Here is a 24,562-nt window from a genome sequence, read left to right as displayed (position 1 = left end):
CGCCCAGTCGTGACGCCTTGCCCTGTTTCCCTTTTAGGAGTTAAAGGAAAATGGGTACACAACCTAGTAAAATTGCGCTACTGCTTGGCGCCTGTCTGGCCGGGAGCTTTCCTGCCTTAGCGGAAAGTTCGGGCACCCCTGGGCCTGTGGACGAAACCATCACGGTTATCGGCCGCACCGAAAACACCCCTATCAATATCGCGGCTAACGTCAATGTGATCGATGCCGCCGCCATCGAACTTAGCGGTGCCACCAACCTCACCGAGCTGCTGCGCGGACAGAGCGGCATTCAGGTGTCAGATTCAAACTCGGGTGCCGTGTTTGCCATGCGCGGTTTCAGCGCCAGTCAGGCGGTCAACAACACCCTGATCCTGATCGATGGTCGTCGCCTCAACAATATCGATATCGCCGCGCCGAGCATCGGCGCCATCGGGCTCAATCAGGTGGAGCGAGTCGAGATCCTCTCAGGCAGCGCCGGTGTGCTCTATGGTGACCAGGCGGTTGGCGGGGTGATCAACATTATTACCAAGGCGCCGAAAGACAACGGCGGCAGCCTGCAGCTCTCCGGCGGCAGCTTCGACACCTTTGAGGCCAAGGCCGAGGGCTCGGTCGCCATCAACGACAACTGGCGCCTCTATGGCGCGGCCAACCACCTCAAGAGCGATAACTATCGCGATCACAACGCCAGCAAGACCAGCTCTGTGCTGGGGCGACTGCAGTATGACGATGAGGTGCAGCAGTTCTTCGCCGAGGCTAGTCATTATGACAACCACCGCGAACTCGCTGCTGCGCTGAATGATGATCAGCTCAAGCAAAACCCAAGACAAATGGGTGATCTGAAGCAGGGCGATCTCTTTATCGATGCCTACCTGCATGAGATGACCACGGCGGCCCGCACCGGCTATCAGCGCCAGCTGAATGAAGCCTGGTCGCTGGGCGCCGACCTTAACTACAGCGACACCCTGACAACCGGGTTAAGCACCTGGAACACAAGCCGCCGCGATACCCGCTCCCTGCTCGAGTTTAAGCCTAAGGCTGTGGCTAACATCAAGACGGATAACGGCGAGCTTAAGCTGGTGACCGGTCTGGATCTTAGCCGCGGCGAGGCGACATTTAGCAATCGCAGCAATGTGCAGAAGCTGGCCAGCGCCTATCTGCAGGCGACCGTGCCCCTCACCGAGAGTTTTAGCTATGTGGTGGGCGGTCGTTACGCCGAGGTGACAGATGAGCTGGTGGACGGTAAAGCCTATCCTAATGGGATAGATCTGGATCAGGATGCCCATGCATTCGAGCTTGGCATCAACTATCGCCCGAGCCAGCAGCATAGATTCTACCTGCGGGCCGACGATAACTTCCGTTTCGCCAAGGTGGATGAGCAGGCTTATACCCCAGAGAGCATTCAGGGACTCAAGCCGCAGACAGGTCGCTCCTACGAGGCGGGCTGGGATCTGCTGCTCGAGCGCAATACCCTGCGCCTGAGCGCCTATCGACTGGAGCTCGAAGATGAGATCGTCTTCGATCCAAGCGCCGAGACTCCTGCCGGTGGTGACTTCCCCGGCGCCAACGTTAACGCCGATGCCTCACGTCGTTATGGGGTGAGCGCTGATTGGGACTGGCAGGCGACTCAGGATCTATTGCTTGGACTTGAGTACAACTACATAGACGCCGAGTTTACCGAAGGACTAAACGAAGGTAAGGCACTCTCTTGGGTAGCCAAGAACTCAGGTCGTGGCTATGTCAGCTACGATGTATATGAGCATCTGCAGCTCTTCGCCGAGGCGGTCTACACCGGTGAGCGCTACATGGAGGGCGATAATGCCAACCTGGGCGATAAGCTCGATGCCTATACCCTGGCAAATATCGCCATCAACTATTCCCGCGATGCCTGGCTGGCCAGCCTGCGGGTCGATAACCTGCTGGACAAGGAATATGTCAGCTCAGGGTATTTCAGCACCTGGGGTAGCGGTTATTACCCTGGCACAGGCCGGGCGCTGCGCCTGACCGCCAGCTACCGCTTCTAACGCGGCTTTAGCCTTAAAAGCCAGTCAGATCTGACTGGCTTTTTTATTGCCTGCTGTTCATCATAGGGCATAGATCATTTGGGAGTCTGTGGGATGAAATTGAAGTGGCTACTTGTGCCCGTTATTTTACTCTTGGCCATCATCTTCTGGCCGAGTGGCGGGCCCACACTTGCTCCCTTGTCGGGGAGTGCCAGGATCCTCGCTTTTGGCGATAGCCTGACCCAAGGCGTGGGGGCCAGCCTAGGCATGGATTATCCTGCGCAGCTGCAAGCAATAAGCGGACGCGAGGTGATCAACGCCGGCATCTCGGGGGAGACCACATCCCAGGGCCGCGAGCGCTTCGCCCGAGTACTGGATGAGACGGCGCCGGATCTCATCATCTTGCTCGAGGGGGGCAATGATTTTCTGCGTAATGGCAGCGCGGCGCAGGTCGAGGCCAACCTTTCTGCCATGCTGGCACAGGCCCACCGGCGCGATATTCCTGTGGTGTTGATTGGCGTGCCCCAGAAGAGTATCTGGCTAGAAACCGCGCCCCTGTATGGGCAGCTGGCCGCGCAATATCAGCCGCTATTTATTGAGGATTTTCTGACAGAACTGCTAAAATTATCAGAGGTAAAATCTGATGCGATTCACCTCAACGATGAAGGCTATCGTCGTCTCGCCGAGCACCTATATCAGCGTCTGCAACAGGCAGGTGCCCTATAGCTAAAATGGCCCTGGCAGTAGCCAGTCAATGGGCGTCACCCCTTGGTTAAGTGGCGGAATTTTGTCGTTTATCTTTCGTCCATTACGGGCTGAAAGCTCAGGCGTGAGTGGCAAGATGAATTTATTTAGGTTAATGTCCGTTTTTACCCCAAATCGACTTGACCCAGACAGTCGTTTTATGGGTAAATTCTCGGATAACAAATGGCGCCGTGCCAATAATAAATCAGGTTAATAACTTCTCATGACAGATCTTGAGCATCAGGTATTCACTCAAGTACGCGCAATTATTGCCAATGAAGAACAGGTTATCGGACGACGGGGTATTCTGATCCCGCTGAAGAAAGCCATTATTGCCGATGGCGATATCCGCAATGTAATCGATATAGTCTCTTCCGATCCCGCGTTGGCGGCGCATCTGCTATGGCGCAGCAACTCGGCGGCTAATGCCAGCGTGTCATCGAAGAACCGTTCATTGAAAGATGCGCTGGTGCGCCTGGGCCAGGTCAATATCTACCGTTATGCCTTCACCTTCTACCTCAAGGAGCGTCTCGACGAGCTGCCACAGCCCTACAAGAAGCTGGTATACGGCTACTGGGCGCTCACCGAGAGCATAGCTACCGACGCCGTGGATAGCCTGCATCATATGGAAGGGGTAAATATCAATCCCGATGAGGTGCAGACCCTGGCGCTGTTTAGTGTGTTTGGCGAGATCATCGCCCTGACCGCCTTCGCCTACCTGAATGCCGAATCGGAGCAGTCGTTCCCGCTCTCTATCATCAAGTCGCTGATCGATAATCAGAAGCAGACGCTGACCCTTGAGGCGTTCGAGTCATTAGGCCTGGATGAGGAACTCAGAGAAGAGTTTATGATTGCCCATAACCTGCGTCAGACTCGCAATCCTGACTCACCGGGTCTGGTGCTGCGCAGAGTGCTTTCCATGCGTAATCAACTGCTCAACCCGCTCTAGACGTTGTCACTTGATAAAAGAAAACCTGCCGAGTGCAGGTTTTTTTGTGTCCTCTTTTAGCTGCTCTGAAATTGCGCCTTTAGTGCCCCTGACGCTCCAACCCCTCAGAGGTCACTAGATTGAGCCACTGCTGGGCGAGGCGCGCGCTGCTGCCGTTGCTGCGATAGGCGCCAAACAGAGGGCGTCTGAGCCCTTCTGATCCCAGTTTTACCGCCTTGAGCGACAGACCATGAGCCTCGTTGATCGACCAGTTCGGCAGGGCGGAGACTCCATCTTTGCAGGCGATGCGTTGCAGCAACATGGCGGTGAGATCGCAGCGGATCTGTTTAGCAACCGGCACGCCCGCAGGCTCCATGAAGTGGCGATAGATATCCAGCCTGTCTAGTGGCACTGGGTAGGTGAGCAGGGTCTGCTCCTTAAGCTGCGCCGCCGTGACATAGGGGAGCTCGGCCAGCGGATGATCCGCGGCGACCAGGAGTTTGACCTCGAAATCGAACAGGTGCTGATAGGCGATATCATGGTCGGGAATAGGGTCAGAGGTGAGCACCACATCCAGCTGTCCCTGCTTGAGCGCGGTCAGCGAGTCGAACAGGTGGCGGCTCGACAGCTCTAAGTTGGTGTGAGGAAAGCTGGCATTAAACTGCTCGATCACCGGCATCAGCCAACGAAAACAGCTGTGGCATTCGATACCCACAAAGAGATCTTTCGCCTCGCTGCCCAGGCCATTCTTGAGATCGATTTCGGTTTCTATCACCTTAGGCAAGATCTCCTCGGCCAGATTGAGCAACCGCGCGCCCTCCTGAGTAAAGGAGAGGGGTTTACTCTTACGCACGAAAATCGCCGAGTTGATGCGGGTCTCCAGTTCCTTGATCTGGTGGGATAAGGCCGACTGGGTGACAAAGCGCTTCTTGGCTGCGCCCGCGAGACTGCCGCTCTCTTTCAGGGCGACCAATGTACGTAAATGCCTAAGCTCTATCATTTTTACCTCACATGAATTTGGCTCATGTTGCTCGTGAAATCAATTCGATTGCGAGACAACAGACTAGCACAATAAACTTCTAGACGTCCAGACGCCTGTTTTAGTTTGTTGTGCAATTTCAGTTCTCAAACCTGTATTGCGATGACAGCGAAGGGCGCTAACCATGAATTTCGCTCATCTTAATGCAAAAGGTATACAATATGCAAACTCTAGATATCGCTTCATTAGGCTTTCCCCGCATCGGCCGTCAACGGGAACTCAAATTTGCCCTGGAAAAATATTGGCGTGGTGAGATAGACCAATCGCAGCTGCAATCGCTCGCCAGCGAGCTGCGCAGAACCCATTGGCAGTGGCAGCAGGTGGCGGGGGTGAAGCAAGTGCCGGTTGGGGACTTTGCCTTCTACGATCAGGTGCTGACCCTGAGCGCTACCATCAATGCCATCCCGGCGCGCCATCGCAGCGGCGAGCAGGTGGATCTCGATACCCTGTTTCGAGTGGCCCGTGGCCGCGCCCCCACGGGGGAGGCGAGCCGTGCCGCCCAGATGAAGAAATACTTCAACACCAACTATCACTACATAGTGCCCGAGCTCACGGCGGGTCAGCGCTTCGAGATAGCCTATGAGCAGATGTTCGACGAGGTGGCCGAGGCTAAATCCCTGGGGCATCAGCCTAAGCCGGTATTGCTTGGCCCGGTCAGCTACCTCTATCTTGCCAAGTGCGAGGGCGAGCCCTTCGACAAGCTGAGCCTGCTGCCCAACTTGCTCGAGGCCTACCAAGCAATTCTGGCGCGATTTGCCGATCAAGGCGTGACCTGGGTGCAGCTCGACGAGCCTATCTTAGCGCTGGAGCTAGATGATGACTGGCTGGCGGCCTTCGAGCCGGCATACAAAGAACTCAGTGGCCTGGGGGTTAAGCTGCTGCTAGCCAGTTACTATGGCTCTGTGGCCCATCATCATGAGTTGATTAAGGATCTCGTAGTCGATGGCCTGCATCTGGATCTGGTGAGCGATGCCGAGCAGCTCACCCTGTTTGGCGCCAGCTTGAAGCCGACGCAGGTGCTCAGCCTTGGGGTGATCAACGGCCGTAACGTGTGGGCGGCGGATCTCGACATCTTGGCCGAGCGTCTGCGCGCTGTGGTGGCGGATCTTGGCGAGCAAATCTGGCTGGCGCCTTCCTGTTCGCTCTTACACGTGCCCGTGGATCTGGAGAGCGAAACCGAGCTGGCGCCAGAGCTAGCCAATCAACTCAGCTTTGCCAAGCAGAAACTCGACGAGCTGGCGGCGCTGCGCACCTTGCTGCTTACCCCACAGAGCGAGGCAGCCCAGGCGATAGTGGCGCGTTGTGAGGTGAGGCGTCAGGCCCGTGAGCAGGCGGCCAACCCTGAGGTGCAGGCGAGGCTCAAGGCGTTAACGCCTGAGGATTTCAATCGTCCTAGCGGTTTTGGCGAGCGCCGCCTAAAGCAACAGGCCCGTTTTCGTCTGCCGCTGCTGCCCACCACCACCATCGGATCCTTCCCGCAGACGCCGGCCATTCGCGGTCTACGCAGTCGCTGGCGTAAGGGCGAGCTGACCGAGCAGGCCTATGTGGCGCAGCTCGAGGCGGTGACCCGCGACAGCATAGCGCGTCAGCTTAAGTTGGGGATCGATGTCCTGGTCCATGGCGAGGCCGAGCGCAACGACATGGTGGAGTATTTCGGCGAGCAGCTTGACGGGGTAGGCTTTACCCAGTTTGCCTGGGTGCAGAGCTACGGCTCACGCTGCGTCAAGCCGCCGCTAATCTATGGCGATGTCTCACGTCGTCAGCCGATGACGCTCGCCTGGGCAAGCTTCGCCCAGAGCCTGACCGACAGGCCGGTGAAGGGGATGTTGACCGGCCCGGTGACCATACTGCACTGGTCTTTCGCCCGGGAAGATATCGGCCGCGAGCAGATAGCCAATCAGCTTGCCCTGGCGATCCGCGACGAGGTAGCCGACCTGCAGGCGGCGGGGATCGGCATCATACAGATAGATGAGCCGGCGTTTCGTGAAGGCCTGCCACTGAAGGCCAGTGACTGGCAGCACTATCTCGACTGGGCGGTGGCTGCCTTTAAACTGAGCGCGGCGGGCGCCGAGGACGAGACCCAGATCCACACCCATATGTGTTACAGCGAGTTCAATGCCACCATAGATGCCATCGCCGCCATGGATGCGGATGTGATCACCATAGAGACCTCGCGCTCACACATGGAGCTGCTCAATGCCTTCGAGGACTTCGAGTATCCCAACGAGATAGGCCCGGGTGTGTATGACATCCACAGCCCGAACATTCCGACTGTGGAGCAGATGGTGGCATTGATTGAGAAGGCGGCGACCAAGATCCCTGTGGGACAGCTGTGGGTGAATCCAGACTGTGGCCTGAAGACGCGCACCTGGGATGAGGTGGAGCCTGCGCTGCAAAACATGGTGAAGGCGACCAAGGAGCTGAGACGCCGCCTGGGTTAGTCTCTTCTAATCCCCGTTTTTAGACTAAGGGTGACCAGCTTACTGGTCACCCTTTTTTGGGCTTATGTTTTGGGGCTAGCGCTTTTGGGCTTAGCGCTTTGGGGCTTAGCGTTTTTGGGCTTAGCGCGTTTGCAATTAGCGACGAGTGCTAGTGAAAGGCTAGTGACCTGTGAGTGCCTCTTGCCTTTCTTGTAAGCGCTGCTCAAACAGCGCCTGCTCTGACTCGCTAAAGCCTTGCTTGAGGCTGGCTAAGCTGCTCTCCATCTCGCCCGTGGGCAGAAAATAGAACTGATCTTCCAGGGCGATCTGTGCCCAGACGGCGGCATCAACCCTCTGGCTCAGCTCGGCGCAGGCTTTATGCAGCGGCTTAAATGCCAGGTTCTCGCCGGCGAGTGCGGCGCGCTCCAGAAAGCTAATGGCCTCTCTCGGATGGCGTTTACCTTTATCGTCTTCATGGAGCAGACGCAGGCCGTGGGTCAGATCTATGCAGGCCTGCTGGGACTTCTCTATGGGGTGCTCGGTGAGAAATGCTTGATACAGGCTCTCGGCCTGCTCCTTCTCATAGCTGCCCATCTTGGCACTTAATGTCTCGACCCGCTCAAGATGATAGGGCGCGGGATCGATCGCCGCCAAACGATAGTAAGCCAGGGCCGTGGGGAGATGTCGACGGGTGCCAAGCCCCTCTTCGTGGGCATGACCCAAAAGGAAGAGGGCGTCTGTCATCCATTGCTGGGCCAATGGCGTGAGCAGGGCGATCGCCTCAAGGTGACTGTCGTTGGCGCGTTTATGTTTGAGCAGTAGCTCCCCCAACAGGTAGGTGGCACTGTTGTTTTCCATGGCCATCGCCTGTCTTAGGCACTCCTCAGCCTTATCGATATCCTTAGGCAGATGTTTACCTTCCTGATAGAGGTGCGCCAGCTCGATGAGGGCAAACTCGTTGTCCTCTGCTTCCTCGCGCATCAGGCGCTCGGCCTCACGTGGCTCGGCCGGGCCGCCTTCTCCCCTAAGCAGCATCTGCGCCAGTTGGCTCTTGGCCAGAGGATCGCTGTCGGCAATGGCCGTGAGCAGGGCTCTGGCCCTGATGGGATCCGGTTCGCCATGGCGCGGTTCCAGCAACACCTTGGCCAGATGATATTGCGCTTCAGCATCACCCGCCTCGGCCGCAAGCTCGAGATAGTGCAGCGCCTTGCTGCCGTCGGGGTCGAGCAGTGGGCTCTCCTGATAGAGTCTGCCCAGTTCGCCTTGATGCTGGCTGTTGCCCTGATCGGCGCCAGGTTTCAGCATGGCTTCCAGTTCGTGACTGCCACCTTTTTGGCTTGGATGAAGCTTCAACTTGAGCATCTGGCGTTGAATCTGGGCAAATTGCTCATCCAGCTCGCCCGCTTGTTGAAACCAATGATTGGCCTTGTCTAAATCATACAGATGATGATCTTCGAGGCTGTAGAGTTCACCCAGGAAATGCGCCGCGTGGGCCATCCCCATGGCGGCTGCGCGCTCCAGATAATTGAGGGCCTGGGCTTCCCGACCGCTGTGCAGCAGTTGATTGGCGAGAAAAATGACCTCATCCGGGCCGCCGGTGACTTCGATGGGCTGTTTGCTGCGCCAGTTTAGGTAGACCAGCAGCAGGCTGATAAAGAGTAGGGCTAAGATTACCGAGAAAATAACGACTTGCATTGTGATCCTTCACATTATCTATGGCTGAATAGAGGTGGCTTTTGGTCTTAGGCGACGGATTGTCCTAAATCGCTGGCAAGTGTGCACCTATTTATCTTGTTAAACAAGTCTTTACTGGCGGGAGCTTTGCCTTATTGTTTTGCTCTTAATAGATTTGAGCGCCCCGCCCGCGATCGAATGGGACGGGCTGGGGAAGGCGGCAGGGCATATGGGAAGGGGAGATGGGAAGGAGAGGCGCTACCTTTGGCCTTAAAGCGGCGTCACCTCTGGTATTAAAACGGCATCACCTCTGGTATTAAAACGGCATCACCTATGGCATTAAATCGGTGTCACGCCTGCGTAGAAGATGCCGGAGAGCCTTGCCATCTCGCTGTGCCAGGTGGCGAGATCGTCCAGGGTAAAGTCCTGCAGGCGATGATGGCCACAGGCCCTGGCCATCACCTGCATCAGCTCGGTGGAGGCGCCCAGAAAGTTGGCCAGTTGCTGCGCCGACTTGTCGATGTTGAGGCGTTGGCGCAAGTCGGCATTCTGAGTGGCGATACCGGCGGGGCAGTTGTTGGTGTTGCAGATGCGGGCGGCGACGCAGCCGATCGCCTGCATGGCACTGTTGGCCAGGGCAACGCCGTCGGCGCCCAGTGCCATCGCCTTGACGAAGTCCATGGGGAGCCTCAGGCCGCCTGTGATGATGAGCGTCACCCGGCCGCTGGCACCTTGCTGATCCAGATATCGGCGGGCGCGAGCCAGGGCGGGGATGGTGGGCACGCTGATGTGGTCGCGAAAGATCTGCGGCGCGGCGCCGGTACCGCCGCCACGGCCGTCGAGTATGATGTAGTCGGCGCTGGCATCCAGGGCAAACTGAATGTCCCGCTCGATATGGTTGGCGCTCAGCTTAAAGCCGATAGGCACGCCGCCGCTGAGTTCACGTACCCTGTCGGCGAAGCGTTTAAAGTCGGCCACCGAGTTGAGATCCTTGAACCTGGGCGGCGAGATGGCATCTTGGCCCGCCGGAATGCCGCGGATCTCAGCTATCTTCCCCTGGTTCTTGCTGCCAGGCAGGTGGCCGCCTGTGCCTGTCTTGGCGCCCTGGCCGCCCTTGAAGTGAAACGCCTGTATCTTGGCCATCAAGGCTTCCTGATAGCCAAATTGGGCGCTGGCCAGCTCGTAGAAGTAACGTGAGTTGGCCGCCTGCTCCTCGGGCAACATACCGCCCTCGCCGGAGCAGATGCCGGTACCCGCAAGTTCGGCCCCCTTGGCCAGGGCGACCTTGGCCTCTTCCGACAGGGCGCCGAAGCTCATGTCTGACACCAGCAGGGGGATCTTCAGCCTCAGCGGCTTTCTTGCCTCCGGGCCTATGATCAGCTCGGTGTCGACCACTTCCTCTTCGAACAGGGGCTTGTTGGCCATCTGGGCCGTCATGATCTGAATCTTATCCCAGCTGGGCAGCTGATATCTTGGCACTCCCATGGCGACCATGGGACCATGATGCCCGAGTGTCTTGAGTCCATCTCTAGCGAGCTGATGGATCAACTCGACGCCGGGCTCCTCTTTGGTGGCGACCGCCTTGGGGGCCTGGTTACCATCTTTGGCGATCGCCTCGCGGCCAGGACCCTCCTTGCCCACCTGTTCGGCGCTAAACTGTTTGTGGGTGCCGTCGCAGTAGGGGGCATTGCCCGTGTGTTTACAGGCGCACAGGTAGGCCTCGCCGCTTCGCTCGGCGGTAAAGGCCTTGGGGCTAAATCCCGTTCCCTTATGGGAACCATCGCAGAAGGGCTGGCTGTTTGAGCGGCCGCAGACACAGAAATAGTATTCCTTTCCTTTGGTTAGCTCGACTTTTTTGGGCTTGTTATCGGCGATGATGGGTTTAACCATGGGAGCTCCTTAGGCTTACTGCGCGGCTGTTGCCTTTAGTCTAGGCGCTTTTGCGGCGGGTCGCCGCCTCGAGACCTTTTGTGAATCTCCTTCGTCATAGTCTCTCGATACCCTATGTGGGTGTTGACCCGGCGCGCCGAAAAATTCACACTCAATTGAATCAATTTGGCGATAATCAGGGTCTTATGTAAGGCGCTCTGACTTATGTCATGGGCAATTAAACAGACAGATCTAGTGAGCAAACGGGAGATTAAGTTGGCGAGGAGTAAGCGCGAAGCAACTAGACTATATGCCTTCGAAAGCGGCCTGACCCGGCGCGACTTTCTTATGCGCAGCGGCGCCCTGGGTCTGCTGCTGGCGGCGAAGCCTGAGTTGAGCCTTGCCGGCGACGAAGGCTTTTCTCTCACCACACGACCCAAAGATTTCGACGTGATCAACCGCGCCGTCATAGAGAGCGTGCAGCTGCACCTGTTTCCCGACGATGGTGATGGCCCTTCGGCTAAGGAGCTGAACGCCTATCGCTATCTGCTGTGGGCCATGGAAGATCCTGACAATCGCGCCGATGAGGACAGGCAGTTCATCTTGCAGGGGGCGGCCTGGTTGGAAGATTGGGCCGATACCCAGACAGGACGCAGCTTCCTGGTGCTGAACTGGGATGAGCAGGAGGCACTGCTAACAGCGATCGCCAAGAGCCGCGCAGGTGAAAACTGGCTCTCACTGCTGCTCTATTACCTGATTGAGGCATTGATGTTAGATCCACTCTACGGCGGTAACCCGGATGAGATTGGCTGGCGTTGGCTCGAGCATCAGCCAGGCTTTCCACGACCCGTGCCGGGTAAGAGTTATCTGGATTTTTAAATAGAGACTATGGTTCAGTTTTTACAGGGATCTTTAAATGGGATTAGCAGCTAAGGGCGAGGCGCAGGCGCCGCAACAATTTGAGGTGTGTATCGTCGGCAGCGGCGCGGGCGCCGGCCCCATCGCCTATGAGCTGGCCAAGGCCGGGATTGCCGTTGCCGTGCTCGAGAAGGGCGACTGGTATACCGAACAGGATTTCGTTAAAGATGAGCAGTTGCCGCGCCATAGGGTGTTTCGCTCTCAGTTCGATGAGGAGCGCCATGTGCTCGAGCTTCCCGACGGCGAGGGCGGCTGGCGCAGGGAGACCACGGCGCAGTTTTGGGGCGGCAATATCGTCGGCGGCGCCTCTAACTTCATGAGTGGCTATTTTCATCGCCTCAAGCCGAGTGACTTTCGCCTCGCCTCCACGTTTGGGTCGATCCCCGGCGCCAATACTATGGACTGGCCCATCAGTTATGAGGAGCTCGAGCCTTATTATGCCAAGGTGGAGCAGATTGTCGGCGTCAGCGGTCGGGTGGTGAAGCATCCACAGTTAGAGCCGAGATCGACCCCTGATTTTCCCTTTCCGCCAACCGCCGAGCACCCCATAGCCGCGCGCTTCGACAAGGCTTGTGAGACACTTAAGCTGCATCCTCTGCCCATGGCACGGGCGATTCTATCTCGCCCCTTTAAGCAGCGTCTGAGCTGCGAGTATTCAGGCTACTGTGGCAGCTATGGCTGTCACTCTGGTGCCAAGGGCAGTTCGCGGGCGGCGCTGCTAAACGATGCGGTGGCCAGCGGAAATTGTCGCATCATCACCCGGGCCAAGGTGTATCGCCTCAATACCGATGCCGAGGGAAGAGTGAGCTCTGCCGATTATTTCGATGCCAGTGGCCAAAGCCGGCGCATTGTGGCCAAGATCTTTGTGGTCGCCTGCTACGCCATAGAGAGTGCCCGCCTGCTGCTGGCGAGCCCAGGGGAGAAACATCCCAAGGGGATAGGCAATCGCTTCGGCCAGCTGGGTAAGAACCTGCACTGCTGCGCCGGCGGCACGGGCCATGGGGTGTTTAAGCTCGATAGGCTGCCTAAGGATACGGCCAGGGGGCTCAAGCAGCGTGGGCCCTTCTTTAACCGCGCCCTGCAGGACTGGTATCTGATCGACGACAAGACGGCGTTCGATAAACCGGTGAAGGGGGGCACCTTAGACTTCGTGTTTGACCCGCCGTCGCCCACCAGTGAGGCGAATGCCCTCAAGTGGCAGGAGGGCAACCTGCTGTGGGGTACGCCGCTCAAGCAGAAGCTTAAGGCGCATTTTACCCAGTCTCGGGACTTTAAGTTCGAGGTCTTCTGTGACTGGCTGACCAATGACGACTGCTTTGTTACGCTGGACGATGAGGAGCAAGACAAATGGGGCCAGCCGGTCGCCAGGGTGCGCGCCGGATTTCATCCACACGATCTTAAGGTAGCCCAGTATCTGGTCGACCGGGGCGTAGAGGTGATGAAGGCGATGGGCGCCGACGAGGCCTGGGGCAATGTGTTTAGCGATCCGACGGCCAACCTGGTGGCCGGCGGCTGCCGATTCGGTACGGATCCAAAGACCTCGGTGCTGAACCCAGATTGCCGGGTCCACGACTGTGACAACCTGTATGTGACCGACGGCGCCTTTATGCCGAACGGCGGCAGTGTCACCCCGACTCTGACCATCTATGCCAACGCCTTTCGGGTGGCCGATAAGCTGCTGGCGCGGCTGAAACCGATCTAGCGTTACGAATTTCCGCCTGATGATCACAGGGGCGCAAAGCTTTTCTATACTCAAGGGGATAGCCGATTTGCAACAGGAGATCCGCCATGAGTCATACCTACAAGATCATCGAACTCGTTGGTTCCTCGCCCATCAGTTCGGACGAGGCGATTAAGAATGCCATCGCATCGGCCAGTCAGTCGCTGCATCATCTGAGGTGGTTTCAGGTGGTCGAGACCCGGGGACACCTGGAGGCTGGGCTGATCGCCCACTGGCAGGTGACGGTCAAGGTGGGCTTCACCTTAGACTAGTGATACCAATCCTAGTACATAACTGATCACTCTAGCTTGTTAAAACGTCCGATAACAGTGTTATCATTTTTGATTGTAGAATAACTACTTATCTAAAAATGCTGCCTTGTTCTCGAAGGTTTTTCCAGCGTTATTTCTGATCACTTACTTACCGTGATTGGTATTAATATCTCCTCTGAGGCGTCTGCTGAGTGCCTTGTGCTCATGGCCTAGGCGTCTCTGGGGAGCCCTTTCTCGACGGTGCGGATCACTCGCTGTGTCTTACGGTTGGCCTGATAGTCGCCAAGCCTCTGGCGCGTCAGTGCCCAGTCGATATGCTCGCGCACCATCTCATCTACTTCATCGCTTTCCCTGCGTGCTTCGAGGGCGGCAATGATCTCCTGTGAAGCCGGCGCATTGCCCAGCGCGACGGCTATGTTGCGCAGCCAACGCTTGTGGCCGATACGGCGGATGGCGCTCCCCTCGGTAAACTTCAGAAACTCGGCCTCGTTCCAAGCGAAGAGGGTGAGCAGCTTGGGATGTTTTAGCGGATCCCGAGTGTGGAAGTCGCTTTCCTGGGTCAGAGGCGCCTCGCCATTGACCGGGCACACCAGCTGGCAGTCGTCACAGCCATAGATGCGGTTGCCCATCAGTGGCCTGAACTCTTCGGGGATCGCCCCTTGAAGCTCTATGGTGAGATAGGAGATGCAGCGTCTGCCGTCCACCACATAGGGCTCGACGATGGCGTTGGTGGGGCAGGACTTGATGCAGGCGACGCAGGTGTTGCAGTCGGCCTGCACCGGAATGTCTACCGGTAGCGGCAGATCGATCAGGAGTTCACCGAGGAAGAACCAGCTCCCGGCCTCGTGATTGAGCAGCAGGCTATGTTTGCCTGTCCAGCCGAGACCGGCCTTGTCGGCCAGGGGGCGCTCCAGAATCGGCGCCGAATCCACAAAGGGGCGATAGTTGGGGCGTTCGAGTCCCAAGGTTTCCAGCTCGGCCTCAATCTGTTGCCCCAGTTTCTTCAGGCGATTGCGGATCATCTTGTGATAGTCACGGCCACCGGCATAACGTGAGATATAGGCCAGGTTGGGATCCTTGAGGTGGGTGGCGAAACCCGCCTCCGGCGGCAGGTAATCCATACGCGCCGAGATGACCCGCACAGTGCCCGGATGCAGCTCCTGCGGTCTGGCGCGCATCATGCCATGGCTCTCCATGTAGCCCATCTCACCGTGGTAGCCCTTATCGAGCCAGGCCTGAAACTTGGGCTCTTCGGCGCGAAGATCCGTGTCGCAGATGCCGATTTGGGCAAAGCCTAACGCCTTGCCCCAGGTTTTAATCTTGAGGGCGAGTTGCTGTAACGCTTGGGGCGAGAGGGGGCTTTGGTCTGACATACTTGGATTAAGGGCTAAGGGCTAAGGGCGAGGGGCCAGGGTGAACAGTGGTGCCATGATACCAGTTTTGCGTGGGAGGAGAAAACTGAAGCCGGCTTGGAGATTGCCTGATACAAGGAAAAGAAAGAACGCGAGGAAGGAAGAGAATGTCTGGTCTTGCCTCAGCTAGTGCCTATTGCAATTTGGTTGAGCGCTATTTATGTTGAACAAAGCAAGTTTGGAAAGCGCTCAGCATTCATGGCTTAGGGAAAGCCTGTCCATCTTAGACGATAATCAATAACAGGCGTTGGCCTCATTTCCGGGAGAACTATTTGATCTGGCGTAGCGTGCGGCTCATATCACTGGCCGGCCTATCACTGGCCGGCCTATTACTGACGGGCTTATCACTGATCGGCATGTCGCTGCTCTTGTCATCCCGGCCTGTTGGGGCGGCATCGTTGCGCATGCTCACCGAAGAGTGGGCGCCCATGAGCTATCAAGAGCAGGGGCTTCCCATGGGCTATGGCGTCAGCCTGGTGCAGCGTCTTGCCAAGGAGCTCGGTGAGGAGGCCAATATCGAGGTGCTGCCCTGGGCCCGCGCCTTTGCCATCGCAGAGGGGCAGGCCAACGTGCTGCTGTTTGCCACCTCCCTTAATGAGCAGCGCAGCAGGGATTTCGATTTCGTCGGTCCCATCGCCACCACAAGTATCTCTATCTATGCCAAGGCCGATGACAGGGTGACCCCCGCCTCGGTGCCCGAGCTGGACGCTCTGGGCAGCGTTGGTGTCTATCGCGGCTCTCTGGGAGAATCTATTCTGACCCGTCAAGGGGTCGAGCACCTGACGGTGGCCAGCTTTCCACAGCAGTCGGCGCGCCAGCTACAACATGACAGGATACGTTTCTGGTGTCAGGCGGATCTGGCGGTGGAACGTCTGTTGGCCGAGGTGAATATGGGGCTGGATGAGGTGCATCCCGTACTGGAACTGGCGCAGATAGACCTCTACCTGGCCTTCTCTAAGGGGACCGACCCTGAGCGGGTGAGTCGCTGGCATGAGGCTTTGGTTAAGTTACAGGCCTCGGGTGAGATGGCCCGCCTCTATCATGCTTGGTTTCCCAAGCTAAATCCCCCGAGCCGTGTCGAGCTGCTTAAACACGGCGACTAAGGATGCTGCGATAGGGCTTTGTTGCCTGTACTGCAATCTTGCTTTCGTTTTGCTTTTCAGAATATTAGGTATCTAAGATGGCGCAGTTACGACCCGATGACTTGGCGCGGTAGAGGGCATCGTCGGCGCGTTTTAGCAGATGCTCGAAGCTCTTGTCACCATCTGTGCAGGCGATACCTGCGCTGATGGTGAGCTTGAAGTTCATGTAGACGTCATCGAAGTTGCTGCTCTCTACTGTGGTCACCAAGCGCTGGGCCACATTGAGCGCCTGCTCGGCCGTGGTGCCGGGTAAGATCACCAAGAACTCTTCGCCGCCAACCCGACCCACCAGATCCTGTTTGCGCATCAGTCCGTTGCTGATGTTGGCCAGGGCGATGAGCACCTTGTCGCCTATGTCATGGCCATACTTATCGTTGACCTTCTTAAAGTGGTCGGCATCGAACAGTATGATTGACAGCGGTTGGTGGCCCTCATCCTTAGACTTGAAGTAACCCTCACCCTTGGAGTAGGTATAGCGTCTATTGGGCAGCTGGGTCAGGTGGTCCGTCAACGCCAGGATTGAGAGCAGCTTGGACTTCTGCGACTGCTTGTAGGCGACGATGGAGAGAATGATCATGATAATGCAGCCCAGCACGATCACCGCCAGCTGCAGATACTTGTTCTGCTTGAGGATCACCAGCTCGTTCTCTTTGATCTTCTGCAGTTCGATCAGCTGCTGGTTCTCGCGCTCTATCTGCTCGGTATTGAAGCGGGTGCGCATCTCTGTGGTGCGGTTGGTCTGCTGGGTGGCATCCAGCGACTTATGGGTCTGAATGTAGCTCAGCAGCGCCTCATAGGCCTGTTTCCAGTCTTTCTCGGCGACGAAGATCTGGCTGTGCACCATGTGCAGCTGTTCCAGGCCGCGAGCGTTCTTGATCTGCTTAAAGGTCTCCTCGGCCATGTCGATATAGTCGAGCGCCTGTTGATATTGGCCATTGGTGAGGGCCGATTGCGCCTGATACAGACGCATGAAGCTATAGCTGGCGCCTTGGTCTGGGGTGATGCTTTTCTGCGCCGCATCCAGGTAGGGCTTGGCCTCCCCTTGACGATGCAGCTGAATCAGCACGCCGGCGACATTCACCGCCGTGTGGGCACTGGCTTCCTCGCCCAGAGTCTCACGCCAGTATTGGTAGGCTTCCTTGTGCTTCTTTAGCGCCGCCTCATATTCGCCAAGTTCCTCCAAGGCGAAGCCTATCTCCGTCTTGATGGCGTTGGCGCCATCTTTATCGCCGGTATCTTCGAAGCCCTTCTCCAGCTTGCGATAATATTTTATTGCCGTCTGGGGATCGCCGAAACGGCGGTAGCTGGTGGCCAACTCGGTGAGGTTGTAGATGGCCCAGTGTTGCAGGTTGAGGGACTCATAGAGGTGCTGGGCGGTGATCAGATCTTCCAGCGCCTGGGCAAAGTTCCCCTGAAAAGAGTAGATAGCGCCGCGCAGTGAGCGCGAGTCGGCGATGAGCCGTGGCGATTCTATCAGGTAGGCTTCGGCGACAACCTTGTTGTACTCCTCTAGGGCAATATCGACCTTGCCAAGTAATTGGTGCATGAAGGCGCGGCACAGCTTGAGATCTGTGGTGGCCTCCGCCGAGGCGGCGACCCCTTCGGTGAGCAGTTTCAGATCGGCAAAGGCGATGGCATCTTTGAGTGCCTGCTGCTTGGTGATGTCGTAGTTATTCCAGCAAAGTACCGTCTGCAGCTTGAGGTAACGCTCCATGTCGTCGGCCGTAATATTAGCCGTTAGGTAGCCGAGCGCCTCTTTGATTGCCTGCTGATCTTTATACTCGCCCTGGTCGAACTTTTTAAAAATGGCGTCTATCTCTTCGGCGCTATCTTCTTGCGCTTGGCTCAATGGGCTGAGGCCTAAGAGTGAGAGGCTAAGACTGATCAGCAGCAGAGAAGTTATCCAGGATTTTGCTTTTGTTGTTCTTGTCATTTTTAGCTTTGCCAACCTTGCTATGTGACCATTTAACCATAGCATAAACACTTTTTTTGTAACTATATTATACGGATGACAGTTTATTGACAGTAAAAAGTATATTTTTTATGCGTTTATTTTTAACTTTTATATAACAAAAGTGTCAATTTTGCTTTTCAGTCAGACTAGGGTATAACGTCAGCCTTTATTCTGTGCCTGCTTGTCGGCTTCAATTGGGCAAGTTTTTATAGGCGAACCTGCCGCGATGAATGCGGCGCTTTGTGTCGAGAGTGTTTTATGAGTAAACCCAGTCAAGAATATCAGGCGATCGCCGAGCAGGCGGCGCTGAATGTATGCAACACAGTGATCCCCATGGATAAGGTGCCAGCGAATCTGCTGGAGGCCTATGCCAATCTGTTCAATGAGCTGCTCAGCGATGAAGAGGAGAAGTTCGCGGCTGCCTGGAACGCCTTGCCTGCCAGCGCCAAGGGGTTAATCGGCCAAGCCGAATTCCACGGCTTCTATATCGCCAATTCTTGGTTGCAGCTAAGCCGTGTTGCCCAGGATATTGCCGAGTTGGCCGACAGCGACGAGGCGATCGAGGAGAAGGAGTACAACAACATCTTCACCCGCTTGGCGGACGCCTCGCTCAAGGAGAGTGTGAAGAAGCTGAAGAAGGCGCGCACTGACCGCGCCCTGCTCAACAGTATCAAGGCAGTTATCGCCGGCCGATAACTGATTGCGGCGCGCTACTTGACCGAGGCGATCTCAGCCTCTGTCAGGTAGCGCCATTCTCCCGGTGCCAGACTCTCGTCCAGCACTATCTCGCCAACAGATTCCCTGTGAAGTCCCACCACCTTGTTGCCGACGGCGGCAAACATCCGCTTCACCTGATGATATTTACCTTCGGTGATGGTGAGTCTCGCCTCGTGGCTGCCTAGCAGCTCAAGCTTGGCCGGTTTAGTGAGTCCCTCTTCGCTGCGCAGCGCCAGCCCGGTGGCAAATTGCTCGACCCACTCGGCCTTGAGGGGATCGGCAAGCTGCACCAGATAGCTCTTACCGCATTCGCGTTTCGGCGAGGTGACCCTGTGGGACCACTGACCGTCACTGGTTATCAGCACCAGGCCTGTGGTATCTGCGTCCAGGCGTCCGGCGATATGCAGATCGTCTTTGTGGGGCAGGTCGAGCAGGTTGAGCACAGAAGGGTAGACCTCATCGACGGTGGAGCAGAGGGTGTCCACCGGCTTGTGCAACATGATAAAACGCGGCCCAATCAGCGAGATAGGCTCGCCGTCCAGACAGACCTTCTGGCTCTCATTCAGCTTGAAGCTGCCATCTTTGATGACCTGACCATCGACGGTCACTTCGCCCCTGTGCAGGGCCTTCTTGGCCAGAGAGCGGGTGAGCTGGGTGGATTCGCTGATAAATTTGTCTAGACGCACTGGATTACCCTAAGGATGCTACTTTGGGGCGGTATTATGAGGCCGCCGAGAACTAATGGAAAGTGACAATTAAAAAGGACTCGTCACGAAACGCATTAGTAAGGAAAAGAGCTAGCCTTGAAAAGTGTTAGCATGGCAAATTTCAGACACAGTATGCATCCTCGAAAGGAGCCGATAGCCGATGGAAGAAGTGAGCGAATTTGACAAGATGGTCAGCGGCCAGGAGTACAACTGTCTCGACGGCGAGCTGCAGAGCCGTTGGCAGGCGCGGCAACAGGACAATGCCGAGATGAACCGGCGCGGGGAAGTGGACAAAGAGCTGCTGCCTCATCTGGACGCCAAGGCTGTGGTTAAGCTGCCGCTCTATATCAGCTATGGGCAGAATCTGCATGTCGCGCCTCAGGTGTTCATCAACGTCAATGTCACCTTACAGGACAATGCTCCCATTACCATAGGGCGCCAGACCATGATAGGGCCAAACGTGCAGTGCTATACCGCCAACCATCCGCTGGATGCGGCGCGTCGCTGTCAGGGCTGGGAGCTGGCCGAGGCTATCCATATCGGCGAGCGGGTTTGGATAGGCGGCGGGGCGATAATTTTGCCGGGCGTAACCATAGGTGACGAGGCCGTTGTCGCGGCGGGTGCCGTGGTGACTAAAGATGTTCCCGCCAAGACGGTAGTCGGTGGCAATCCGGCACGGGTGATACGTCACCTTGAGGCGTAATAGGGCGTTAGCGCCAGGGAGAGGAAATCTTTACTTACATATGAGTGACCAGAAATTCGCCCAAGGGCAGCAGATAAACTTGTTTACATTGACCCAATCCCTTTAACATAGGTCTCTTGAAGCAGTTTTTGCACCATTTTGGCTTCGCCATGACAGTCGCATTGCTAACAAAAAAACAATTAAGCATAAAAGGAATTCACATGAAAAAAGTGTTCGTTGGAGGGGTTTGCGCCTCTTTGATTCTTGGTCTTAGCGCTTGCAACAGCGACCAGGCAGAAGTTAAGGCCCCGGAAACCGCCAAGACAGAAACCGCGGTAGCGGTACAACAGGCCCTGACCTCGGGTATCGATTTTGCTAACTTCGACAAGTCGGTACGTCCGCAAGATGATTTCTATGCCTACGTTAACGGCACCTGGATCAAGAACACAGAGATCCCAGGCGATCGCACCAGCACAGGCGCCTTCTATGACCTGCGTGAGAAGTCACGTGACGATGTTAAAGCCATCATCGAAGAAGTGGCGGCTACCCCTAACCTGAAGGCGGGCAGCGACGAGCAGAAGGTTGCCGACCTGTATCGCTCTTTCATGGACACAGAGCAGCTAGACAAGCTGGGTATCAAGCCGATTCAGGGTGAGCTGGACAAGATCGCCGCTCTGGAGAACAAAGACCAGCTGGTGGAATACTTTGCCCACAGCCAGATGATTGGTGGCGGCACGCCGCTGGCCTTCTATATCGACATCGACTCTAAAGATTCTAGCCGTTATGCCACTCACATCTGGCAATACGGTCTGAGCCTGCCTGAGAAGGATTACTACTTCAACGAAGCCGAGCGTTTCGTCAACATCCGTAAGGCGTTTGTGGCCCACATCGAGAAGATGTTCACCCTGGCTGGTCTGCCAAACGCGAAAGAGAGCGCCGAGCAGATCCTGGCGCTGGAAACCGCTATCGCCAGCCGTCATTGGGACGTGGTTGAGAGACGTGACAGCACTAAGACCTATAACCTGTATCAGGTGGCCGATCTGCCTAAGCTGGCGCCGGACATCAACTGGAACGGTTACCTCAAGACCCTGGGCGCTGACAAGCAGGCCGACATCATCATCAATATGCCTAGCTTCATCGAAGGCTTTAACGAAGTGCTGAAGGCTAACGATCTGTCAGTGTGGAAGACCTACATGACCTGGCAGACGCTGACGCACTTCGCCGGCGATCTGAGCACAGAGCTTGACCGTGAAAACTTCGAGTTTTTCTCTAAGACGCTCAACGGTCAGACCGAGCAGCAGCCACGCTGGAAGCGCGGCGTGAGCACGGTAAACAACCTGCTGGGTGAGGTTGTGGGTAAGGTTTATGTGAAGCGTCACTTCAAGCCAGAAGCCAAGCACCGCATGCAGGAGCTGGTTGAAAACCTACGTCGCGCCTATGGCGAGAGCATCGACGGCCTGGAGTGGATGAGCCCAGACACTAAAGTTGCGGCTAAAGACAAGCTGGCTAAGTTCGATCCTAAGATTGGTTACCCAGATCGTTGGGAAAACTACGACAAGCTGACCATCAAGGCAGATGACCTGGTAGGTAACAGCATGCGCGCCAGCGAGCTGAGCCACGAGAAGGATCTTGAGAAGCTAGGTGCGCCAATCCGTAAGTGGGAATGGCACATGACACCACAGACGGTGAACGCCTACTACAACCCAACCATGAACGAGATCGTCTTCCCGGCGGCAATTCTGCAACCACCTTTCTTCAACATGGAGGCAGATGACGCGGTGAACTATGGCGGTATCGGCGCTGTGATCGGTCACGAGATGGGCCATGGCTTCGACGATCAGGGCGCTAAGTTCGACGGCGAAGGCAACATGCGCGACTGGTGGACAGAGCAAGATCTGAAAGAGTTTGCTGCGCGCGGTAAGGCGCTGGTAGATCAGTACAATGGCTACTCGGTGTTTGACGACCTGAATGTTAACGGTGAGCTGACCCTAGGTGAGAACATCGGCGACCTGTCAGGCGTAACCATCGCTTACAAGGCTTACAAGATGTCGCTTAATGGTAAGGAAGCACCGGTTATCGACGGCCTGACCGGCGACGAGCGTTTCTTCATCGGCTTTGGCCAGATCTGGCGTGCCAAGATCAAGGAAGAGGCGATGCGCAACCGCGTAGCGACCGATCCACACTCACCGGCTAAGTTCCGTGCCCTGGGCGCGCTGTCTAACATGCCTGAGTTCTACACCACCTTCGACGTCAAGCAGGGCGATGCCATGTACATCGAACCCGCTCAGCGTGTGAAGATCTGGTAATTCGAGTTTTCTCGATGAAAAAGAGCGCCTTGGCGCTCTTTTTTTATGCCTGTTTCATGATAAATAATTGTTCATCATCCATTCAGCAAGGGTTAAGTGAACCCTGGCTAGATTAAGGGTATAAGGTTTGCGCTTTTACCGAGGACGGTTATGAATAAGTTGTTTAGACCCTTTTTTATCTTCCTGTTACTTGTCTCCACCCGTAGCGCCCTGGCGACCAATTACGACGCCTTAATCGACACCAAAGAGGAATCTGGTTGCTACGCCCAGAAACAGTCCTTCAGTAAAGACCAGCATGGTCTGCACGCCATCGCCAGTAGCTCCGCCGCCCTGATCCGCCAGAGTAGCGACGACCTCGATAGCCTCTATGCCCAAGCCCAGAACGCCCAGCAGGAGCTGACTAGCCTGCTAGAGGGGCTAAATACCCAAGAGCGTTACCAGCTGCTGATCCCCGAAGTGAAAAGCTATGAGCGTGCTAAGGCCAAGATTGCCGCCAAGTTTGACGGCGATGCCAGCCGCATCACGGATCTTGCCAGAGCTAGCCTGGTGGCTAACGACATTCAGGGGCTGATGACGGCGTTTGAGGATCTTCAGCAGCAGGTCAAGGTATTGCAGGTGAAAAACCGTTTCGCCGAGCCTAAGGCCTCCGGCTATCGCGACCTCAACCTGCTGGTGCAGTTACCGCAAACCGGCATGATCGCCGAGGTGCAGCTGCACCTTAAGGCTATCGCCGAGATCAAGAGCGGTGAAGAACATAAGGCTTACGAGCAGATCCAGGCCATCGAGGCCCGCGCCATGGCCCAGTCTCGCGACTTGAGTCAGCTGGAGCTGGCGCAGATAACCCATCTGCGTCAGGCTTCCCACAAGCAGTACCACAAGGCGTGGCTCTACTATAAAAGGCTGGACAGCGCCGAGCTGTTAGCCGCCGCGGCCTAAACTTATTGAGGTGCAGCGTCTGCGATAAATTGGATTAACAATCTGGGCTTAAAGCGATTATACTTGCCGCCATTAGCCCATTTAGAGCAGACGATAATGCACGATCTTATCGAGCAACTCAGGGAACTGAGCGAGACAGTTCCCGTTCCTCTGGAGCTGCCCAGCTTCGATCAACTGGTCGAAGTGGAAGAGCAGATCCTGATCCCCTTACCCGCTGAGCTGAAAGAGTATCTCCTCTACGCCAGCGACGTGATTCACGGCACCTTAGAGCCCGTGACCGCAGCCGATCCCTATGCCCATACCTATCTGCCTGAGGTGACCTCCTATGCCTGGTCTATCGGCATGCCGAGGGAATATATCGCCATCTGTCAGCAGGGCGATGACTTTTACTGTATCGATCAGGAAGGTCAGGTGATGCTGTGGCAAGACGGCGAACTGGCCGAGGAGAGCTGGGAGTCGTTCTGGCAATGGGTCGAAGAGGTTTGGATCCCCGCCTAGGCGCGTGACAAGATTAACTCAAATTTGGATATCAAGATGGCAAAGACAGCTGAATTAAATGCAATAGAAATTAAATACCTGCGTCACTCACTCGGCCTGAGTGCCGCCCAGGTGAGCGAACTGAGCAAGTGCAGCGAAGCCGACGTACTGGCCTGGGAAGCGGGTGAGGCCGAGGTGTCGGGTCTGGCGGCCAAGAAGCTGCTGGAACTGGATGAGACCATAGAGATGCAGGTGCTCAACACCTGTGACGGCATCGAGGAACTGTTTAAGAAGGAGCCTAAGCGTCGCCTGAGCTTCGTGGTCTACCCGACACAGGCCATCTACACCCAGTACAACCCCGAGTTCTTAAGCTCTCTGCCGCTGACCGAGCTGTACAACACGGCGGCCTGGCGCATCAAGAAAGAGTGTAAGCTGGTGCTGGAAGTCGAGGTCACCTTGGTGCCGCTGGATGTCGAGGCTTACAAGGCTTATCGCGAGAAGGAAGGCCTGAAAGAGAGCCGCGAAAGCCGCGCCAAGTGGGCTGCCACTCAGCTGTGAGTTAGCCCCTGATTCGATAAAAAGCCCCGCTTGTTAAAGCGGGGCTTTTTTTATCAAGATACGGCAGATTTTTTTCAACCTGAGGAT

The 24,562-nt window shown here is 56.3% G+C and carries 20 protein-coding genes; 14 read left to right on the top strand and 6 right to left on the bottom strand.

Features of this window, described 5'->3' with window-relative positions; all coding sequences use genetic code 11:
• Positions 1-50 precede the first annotated feature (50 nt).
• The 3 genes from K0J45_RS15380 to K0J45_RS15370 all read left to right on the top strand — a co-directional run bounded on the left by K0J45_RS15380 (position 51) and on the right by K0J45_RS15370 (position 3,693).
• Entirely contained in the window at positions 51-2,021 is a 1,971-nt protein-coding gene (locus K0J45_RS15380; protein WP_220043177.1) for a TonB-dependent receptor, read from the top strand.
• A 93-nt stretch (positions 2,022-2,114) separates the two neighbouring features.
• Positions 2,115-2,726, top strand: coding sequence for an arylesterase (locus K0J45_RS15375; protein WP_220043176.1), 612 nt, complete (start codon positions 2,115-2,117; stop codon positions 2,724-2,726).
• A 241-nt stretch (positions 2,727-2,967) separates the two neighbouring features.
• Entirely contained in the window at positions 2,968-3,693 is a 726-nt protein-coding gene (locus K0J45_RS15370) for an HDOD domain-containing protein (protein ID WP_011866785.1), read from the top strand.
• A gap of 79 nt (positions 3,694-3,772) precedes the next feature.
• Here K0J45_RS15370 and K0J45_RS15365 read toward each other — a convergent pair whose 3' ends face one another.
• Positions 3,773-4,672 (bottom strand): LysR family transcriptional regulator, encoded by a 900-nt coding sequence (locus K0J45_RS15365; protein WP_220043175.1) that lies wholly within the window; start codon positions 4,670-4,672, stop codon positions 3,773-3,775.
• A gap of 200 nt (positions 4,673-4,872) precedes the next feature.
• Here K0J45_RS15365 and metE point away from each other — a divergent pair, with 200 nt between their 5' ends.
• The gene (metE, locus tag K0J45_RS15360) at positions 4,873-7,152 is read left to right on the top strand and encodes a 5-methyltetrahydropteroyltriglutamate--homocysteine S-methyltransferase (RefSeq protein ID WP_220043174.1); all 2,280 of its coding nucleotides are present in this window, start codon (positions 4,873-4,875) and stop codon (positions 7,150-7,152) included.
• 159 nt (positions 7,153-7,311) lie between these two features.
• Here metE and K0J45_RS15355 read toward each other — a convergent pair whose 3' ends face one another.
• Together K0J45_RS15355 and K0J45_RS15350 are read right to left on the bottom strand one after the other, a co-directional pair.
• Positions 7,312-8,826, bottom strand: a complete 1,515-nt coding sequence (locus K0J45_RS15355) for a tetratricopeptide repeat protein (protein ID WP_220043173.1) — start codon at positions 8,824-8,826, stop codon at positions 7,312-7,314.
• A 318-nt stretch (positions 8,827-9,144) separates the two neighbouring features.
• Positions 9,145-10,695, bottom strand: coding sequence for a glutamate synthase-related protein (locus tag K0J45_RS15350; protein ID WP_220043172.1), 1,551 nt, complete (start codon positions 10,693-10,695; stop codon positions 9,145-9,147).
• A gap of 204 nt (positions 10,696-10,899) precedes the next feature.
• On the opposite strand from K0J45_RS15350, the gene K0J45_RS15345 reads away from it, so the two are divergent.
• From K0J45_RS15345 to K0J45_RS15335, 3 genes are all read left to right on the top strand, one after another.
• Positions 10,900-11,553 (top strand): gluconate 2-dehydrogenase subunit 3 family protein, encoded by a 654-nt coding sequence (locus K0J45_RS15345; protein ID WP_220043171.1) that lies wholly within the window; start codon positions 10,900-10,902, stop codon positions 11,551-11,553.
• 37 nt (positions 11,554-11,590) lie between these two features.
• Positions 11,591-13,294 carry a GMC family oxidoreductase gene (locus K0J45_RS15340; protein WP_220043170.1) on the top strand — a complete coding sequence of 568 codons (1,704 nt, stop codon included), beginning with the start codon at positions 11,591-11,593 and terminating at the stop codon, positions 13,292-13,294.
• 86 nt (positions 13,295-13,380) lie between these two features.
• Entirely contained in the window at positions 13,381-13,584 is a 204-nt protein-coding gene (locus tag K0J45_RS15335; protein WP_011866777.1) for a dodecin, read from the top strand.
• Between the two features lie 209 nt (positions 13,585-13,793).
• Here the strand turns inward: K0J45_RS15335 and queG are convergent, their stop codons facing one another.
• Positions 13,794-14,957: a tRNA epoxyqueuosine(34) reductase QueG gene (gene queG, locus K0J45_RS15330; protein ID WP_220043169.1), complete on the bottom strand. Its 1,164-nt coding sequence runs from the start codon at positions 14,955-14,957 to the stop codon at positions 13,794-13,796.
• Between the two features lie 326 nt (positions 14,958-15,283).
• Here queG and K0J45_RS15325 point away from each other — a divergent pair, with 326 nt between their 5' ends.
• Complete coding sequence (locus tag K0J45_RS15325; RefSeq protein WP_258406706.1) at positions 15,284-16,099, top strand: substrate-binding periplasmic protein; 816 nt, start codon at positions 15,284-15,286, stop codon at positions 16,097-16,099.
• 64 nt (positions 16,100-16,163) lie between these two features.
• Here the strand turns inward: K0J45_RS15325 and K0J45_RS15320 are convergent, their stop codons facing one another.
• Positions 16,164-18,071, bottom strand: coding sequence for a tetratricopeptide repeat-containing diguanylate cyclase (locus K0J45_RS15320; RefSeq protein WP_258406705.1), 1,908 nt, complete (start codon positions 18,069-18,071; stop codon positions 16,164-16,166).
• A gap of 279 nt (positions 18,072-18,350) precedes the next feature.
• Between K0J45_RS15320 and K0J45_RS15315 the strand changes: the two genes are divergently transcribed.
• Entirely contained in the window at positions 18,351-18,788 is a 438-nt protein-coding gene (locus tag K0J45_RS15315; RefSeq protein WP_220043167.1) for a DUF3069 domain-containing protein, read from the top strand.
• Between the two features lie 14 nt (positions 18,789-18,802).
• On the opposite strand, the gene rsuA is transcribed toward K0J45_RS15315, so the two are convergent.
• Positions 18,803-19,495, bottom strand: coding sequence for a 16S rRNA pseudouridine(516) synthase RsuA (gene rsuA / locus K0J45_RS15310; protein WP_220043166.1), 693 nt, complete (start codon positions 19,493-19,495; stop codon positions 18,803-18,805).
• A 181-nt stretch (positions 19,496-19,676) separates the two neighbouring features.
• Between rsuA and K0J45_RS15305 the strand changes: the two genes are divergently transcribed.
• From K0J45_RS15305 to K0J45_RS15285, 5 genes are all read left to right on the top strand, one after another.
• The gene (locus K0J45_RS15305; RefSeq protein WP_434086940.1) at positions 19,677-20,219 is read left to right on the top strand and encodes a sugar O-acetyltransferase; all 543 of its coding nucleotides are present in this window, start codon (positions 19,677-19,679) and stop codon (positions 20,217-20,219) included.
• 200 nt (positions 20,220-20,419) lie between these two features.
• On the top strand, positions 20,420-22,504 hold the full coding sequence (locus tag K0J45_RS15300; RefSeq protein WP_220043165.1) for a M13 family metallopeptidase: 2,085 nt from the start codon (positions 20,420-20,422) through the stop codon (positions 22,502-22,504).
• A gap of 150 nt (positions 22,505-22,654) precedes the next feature.
• The gene (locus tag K0J45_RS15295) at positions 22,655-23,440 is read left to right on the top strand and encodes a RelA/SpoT domain-containing protein (protein ID WP_220043164.1); all 786 of its coding nucleotides are present in this window, start codon (positions 22,655-22,657) and stop codon (positions 23,438-23,440) included.
• Between the two features lie 96 nt (positions 23,441-23,536).
• On the top strand, positions 23,537-23,938 hold the full coding sequence (locus tag K0J45_RS15290; protein ID WP_011866768.1) for an SMI1/KNR4 family protein: 402 nt from the start codon (positions 23,537-23,539) through the stop codon (positions 23,936-23,938).
• Between the two features lie 36 nt (positions 23,939-23,974).
• The gene (locus tag K0J45_RS15285; RefSeq protein WP_220043163.1) at positions 23,975-24,475 is read left to right on the top strand and encodes a DUF4447 family protein; all 501 of its coding nucleotides are present in this window, start codon (positions 23,975-23,977) and stop codon (positions 24,473-24,475) included.
• Positions 24,476-24,562: the final 87 nt, after the last annotated feature.

Source organism: Shewanella alkalitolerans (assembly GCF_019457575.1).
In the GTDB taxonomy this organism is placed as follows: domain Bacteria; phylum Pseudomonadota; class Gammaproteobacteria; order Enterobacterales; family Shewanellaceae; genus Shewanella; species Shewanella loihica.
The sequence above is the reverse complement of the archived record's forward strand: the minus strand, read 5'-3'. Positions and strand labels throughout refer to the sequence as shown.